The following is a 5038-nucleotide window of genomic DNA, read 5'->3' on the forward strand; positions in this document are numbered from 1 at the left end:
TTTTGACTGGTGAATGAGGTGTGATGTGAAGTTCTTCTTGGCACTCTCTAACAATAGCTTGAATAGCGTTTTCACCTGGATCAATCTTCCCTCCAGGCCCATTTATCTTCCCCTGGCCTATCCCTGTCAGCTTCTCAATCAGCAGAACCCTTTCATTCTGAACAACGAACATCAATGTCGCAGGAATCTCTGCATTCCAATTTTTCCATTCAATAGTACTTTTAATCACTGGGGTTGTGCTCATCTCGACCACTCTAGAATGCAATTCCGACAATCGCAAGCATCACCTCAAATCACACAAAGTAACAAATGCAACTTTGTCGCACTATGATCTTGCTATTTAAGAAAATTGCCTTATTAATCATCCTCAACATGAAATTACTGATCTCGCTTATAGCCTTAATTACAACGCTACACTGCAGCGCTCAAACTAAAGTAACCACGTTGAGTCCGCTACTTGCAGATCTAGCAAAACAAATAGGCGGAGATAAAGTCACGATAGTAGACCTCATGGGCCCGAACGGAGATCCTCATACCTTCCAACCAGCCCCTAGCAAATTAGCAAAGGCTCAAGGTTCTGCACTTTATTTAGCTTCAGGAAAAAAGCTCGAACCTTTTCTACCAAAATTAAAGTCCATAGTCGGAAATAAGGGGCTAGTGCTTGAAGTCGGTTTAAGACTTCCATCTTTGAAGATTTCCGGAGATTCATCCGTTTATGCTTGCTGCCCGCGACATTCCCATGGAGCACTCGACCCCCATTGGTGGCATTCTATTGAAAATTGGAGGCGCGCTTCGACTATTGTTGAAAAGGCCTTAATACAAATAGATCCGTCCAGCACCTCATATTATAAATCGAGAACCAAAGCATACCGTAAGCAGCTTGCAGAGCTTAAATCTTGGGCTAAAAAAGAAATTGCTACCATTCCTCGCTCTCAAAGAAATCTTGCAACAGGTCATGCCGCATTTGGATATTTCTGTAAAGAATTCGGCTTTAAATCAATTCCAGTTCAAGGTCTCAATAAAGAACAATCAGCCACACCACAGTACATTGCTGAGGCCATTGCAACCGTTAAAAAGAATAAGGTAAAAGCTATTTTCCCTGAAAAGGGGGCCAACTCCAAAAGCTTGCAAACAATCGCCAAATCCACTGGGGCTAAGATAGCTCCGCCTCTTTATGCTGATCATGCTCAGTCAATCCAAGGTATGTTTCAGCACAATATCAACACCATAACCAACGCACTCAAATAATGCACTATATCACGCCAATTATAGCTGTGACAATGAGTCCTCTCATTGCCGCGGACTTCCAACTCGATTACAATGCTCATCTTAACATGGCCTTTGGCCACGCCTCTATCGAGGAAGCGACTCTTTCTACACATGCTCACGACCCTAACGACGAATTCACAGTACAAGGCTTAGAACTGAATCTTTCTGCACGCTATGGTGACCATGTTGCTGGCTTTGTAAGCTATAATACATTTTTAGATGATAGTGATAAAATTGATGGTGAGCTAGAAGAAGCATTCCTTAAGCTCATCGAACTTCCAGCAGGTTTCGAACTACGTGCGGGTCAATTGCTCAACCGAGCCACATCCCAGAATAGTCAACACCTTCACAGCTGGAACTTTGTGGATGCAAACTTGATCACAACGCGCTTCTTGGGGGAAGAGGGGCTTATTAGTAACAGTGCTGAGATCTCTTATAAACTGCCCATAGAGCATAACGCGTTACTCTCCTTAGCTTTTGGTGACGCTTTAGAACATGATGGTCACCATCATGGTCCTGAGGAGGGCCACGATGATCATAGCGAAGAAGAAGAAGAAGAAGCTCATGACGAACATTTAGAAGGTGAAGGAGCATTACTCACAGATAATATATTCTCGGCTCGCCTAAAAGGCCTCTACAACCACACGGACTTCCACCAATATATCTATGGTGTAAGCTACTTGCAGGGTGACAATGCTTATAAGCAAACCGGCCGAATTTTCGGAGTCGACGCAACATACTTGTGGAGAGAAAATGGACTAGAAGCTGGAGGCAAGCACTTCCGTGCCACCTTAGAGCCAGTCTACCGCGACTTTGATTACGTTAATGAAGATGGCGATCTCTCTGGATCAGCTGACGAATGGGGCATTCATTCTAGCGTTGGCTGGGGGTTCAGAGAAAACTGGGAACTTGGCCTTAGATTTGATTACCTAGAAGGAGTGGATGAACCTATCGAGGAACTAGAATCTCGCCATAGGTCCACAGCCGCACTTACTCGCCGACTTAGCTACAACGACTACCTAGCTGGCCACGTGCGCCTGCAATACAACCACGATTGGCGTGATGGCTTCGGTCACGAAGATGCAATTTGGTTACAATTCCAGATTGACTTTGGAACTGGTGGCGAAATCCGCTAGTTCGCCTCTCTCATATGACCTCGAGCAATTACGTTTTAACTCCTTGCTCGAGGTCAATCGCGAGCATGCACACATCATCACCAAAGCTCTGAGTTCCCGCGTGCTGCTCCGCAGCCTCTAATAGTTGATCAAGTGCCACCGAGCCTGATTTTTGGGTTTTGGAAGAAAGAACTTTCAGCATTCTCTCCACGCCAAATTCTTTACCATCGGCATTTTCGATCTCGTAAATGCCATCAGTGAATAGAACTATTAGCTCGATTGATGACAACTGAACTTTATCGGCGCCGTAGGGAGCTTCGGGGACCAAACCTAAAGCTGGACCTCTCACTATTTTTTCCGAATTAAGCTTCGAGGCCACTCCGTCTTTGACTATGATAGGCATGGGGTGCCCAGCTGTGGCAAACTCTAGGGTGCCCTCCTCTACATCTATAATAAGATAGAGAGCGGTCGCGAACATTTGAATGCCCGCGTGACTGAATATATTCACTAAGCTATCATTAAGACCATAGAGAAACCACTCGGGACTGGTGGCCGAGTCACTCTCCTTCTCTATTAACCCGCGTAACATAGCGACCACGAGAGCAGCCCGAACTCCATGGCCCATCACATCACAGATCAGTACACCTGCCTTGGTGTCGCTGATCGGAAATACTTCATAAAAATCTCCAGCCATTTCACTATCAGGTTTATAAAAAGCGCTAAACCTAGCTATTATATCGGCTTTAGCATTCTCCCGGGGAAATGACTTTGGGGTCAGGTCCATTACTGATTGCTGAACTTTACGAGCCAGTTCTAATTCTTCTTGGTAATCTTTATTTCGATCCTTCAGCTCAGCAGCTGCATTAGACAAACGAATCTGCACATTGACCATGTCGGAAACATCGCTCGTCACTCCAAAAATTCCGAGAACCGCGCCCTTATTATCAAGCCAAGGTATCTTAGTCGTCACTACCCAAGTGTCTTCCTCCCCTTCACCCTCCCAGGTCTCACGCTCTAAAGACTCCTCCTGACGCTCTAGAGTCTCCATAATCTGCATCTCATCGAATTTTGATTTATCAGCGTGCACAGCATCAAAAAAGTCATGATCAGATTTGCCTAATAATTCGGATGGGCTATTGAGTCCCATTTTTTTAGCGGTGGCCCTATTAGCCATAACAAACTTAGAGTCCTTATCCTTAAAATAAATATTATTAGGGATATTTTCTATCAGCTGCCTCAGTAAATGACGCTCATCTTCCAATGCTTTCTCAGCATTTTTCCTTCGAGATATATCAATTATAGAGCCCGCGATACAGACAACGCTCCCTTCGTCGTTTCGCACACAAGCGCCACGAATTCGCAGCCAAGAAAAGTAGCCCTCTGGACGACGATACCTGCAATCTACAGCGATCAAATCGGAACCGTTCTGCCGCAGTATATCTTTTACTGATTGTTTAAGTTGGGGCTGGTCATTTTCATGCAAATAAAGATCTGGCTGCATAAAAATATTTGGGGCTTCCCCGCTACTGTACCCCAGAAAGCTGAGCACCCTTTCAGAATAGCTCACTTCATTCTCTTCCACATCCCACTGCCATATACCCTCATTCGAAGCACGTAGCGCAAGTTCTAGTCTATCGTCAGCCGAGGTTTGCATTTCTACTATAAAAACTATCTAGCTGGGTCTGTGCAATAAGAAACCGTCATTGGTCCATGCGAAGAGTTAACATACAAAGATCATCATCAAACCCCTTGCCCCTCACCCAAGTGAGAGCATTGGCGCAGAGCCTTTCTAACACTTGAGTTTCCTCGCTCTCTCGCACCTCAAGGAATGAAGCTATAAATTGCTCCTTACCCCACTCAGTCCCCTGTTTATTTGCTGACTCATAAATACCATCAGTATAGAGCAATGCTTCAGCTATCGTGTTCAGTTCGTAAATACGACTCTCAAATACTGCATCACCAAAAAAGCCCAAAGCTGGTCCCTTTGGAGCGTCACAGCCTACTAATACTCCTGATTCTTTTTCTACGAGTAGAGGCTGGTCGTGCCCAGCACTCGCGACTCGAAGCGTATTTTCATTGAAATCAGCGACCAGGTAGCACGCCGTAGCAAACATATCCACATCAGTTGGCCCGAGAATACGGCAAAGGCCTTGATTCATTTTTCTTAAATAGTTTGCTGGTCTATCTGCATGATGAGCCGCTTTCTCCATCAGACCTCGAATCATCGCCACAACAAGAGCTGACCGCACTCCATGGCCCATAACGTCGCATATGAATAACCCCACCTTGCCTTCTCCTAGCGGAATGACATCATAATAATCGCCGGCTAGTTCGGTTGCCGGAATGTACTTACTCTCTATTTTAGCCAAACCGGCCACCGTCGCTATCCGCTCGTCCCAATGGCCATCGTTAGATGGCAATAATGCCTGTTGTACTTCTCGGGCCAATCCTAGCTCTTCTTGATAACTATGATTCTTAGCCTGCAAATCTAGAGCAATTTCTTCTAATCTCTCCTGAGATTCGACTATGCCTGTCACATCTGTCGACACACCGAAGGTGCCAGCTAGTCGGCCACGACTATCATACCAAGGTTGCTTTACAACTTGAACAAATGTGTCCCCTCGGTGAGGCCACATCTCCCGCTGAATCTCACC

Annotated in this window: 5 protein-coding genes; 2 read left to right on the top strand and 3 right to left on the bottom strand. The window is 45.5% G+C overall.

Features of this window, described 5'->3' with window-relative positions; genetic code table 11:
* On the bottom strand, positions 1-244 hold a 244-nt coding region (locus tag ABGY95_RS01100; protein WP_347439831.1), incomplete at its 3' end, for an NUDIX domain-containing protein.
* 83 nt (positions 245-327) lie between these two features.
* Between ABGY95_RS01100 and ABGY95_RS01105 the strand changes: the two genes are divergently transcribed.
* Both ABGY95_RS01105 and ABGY95_RS01110 read left to right on the top strand, forming a co-directional pair.
* The gene (locus ABGY95_RS01105) at positions 328-1248 is read left to right on the top strand and encodes a metal ABC transporter substrate-binding protein (RefSeq protein WP_347439832.1); all 921 of its coding nucleotides are present in this window, start codon (positions 328-330) and stop codon (positions 1246-1248) included.
* Positions 1248-2405, top strand: a complete 1158-nt coding sequence (locus tag ABGY95_RS01110; RefSeq protein ID WP_347439833.1) for a hypothetical protein — start codon at positions 1248-1250, stop codon at positions 2403-2405. The genes ABGY95_RS01105 and ABGY95_RS01110 overlap by 1 nt, the downstream gene beginning before the upstream one ends.
* Before the next feature lie 28 nt (positions 2406-2433).
* Here ABGY95_RS01110 and ABGY95_RS01115 read toward each other — a convergent pair whose 3' ends face one another.
* Positions 2434-4038 carry a SpoIIE family protein phosphatase gene (locus ABGY95_RS01115; protein WP_347439834.1) on the bottom strand — a complete coding sequence of 535 codons (1605 nt, stop codon included), beginning with the start codon at positions 4036-4038 and terminating at the stop codon, positions 2434-2436.
* 46 nt (positions 4039-4084) lie between these two features.
* Positions 4085-5038 (bottom strand): PP2C family protein-serine/threonine phosphatase (locus tag ABGY95_RS01120; RefSeq protein ID WP_347439835.1); only part of this gene is annotated, 954 nt, incomplete at its 5' end.

It is taken from the genome of Rubritalea sp., assembly GCF_039830215.1.
Classification (GTDB): Bacteria; Verrucomicrobiota; Verrucomicrobiia; order Verrucomicrobiales; family Akkermansiaceae; genus Rubritalea.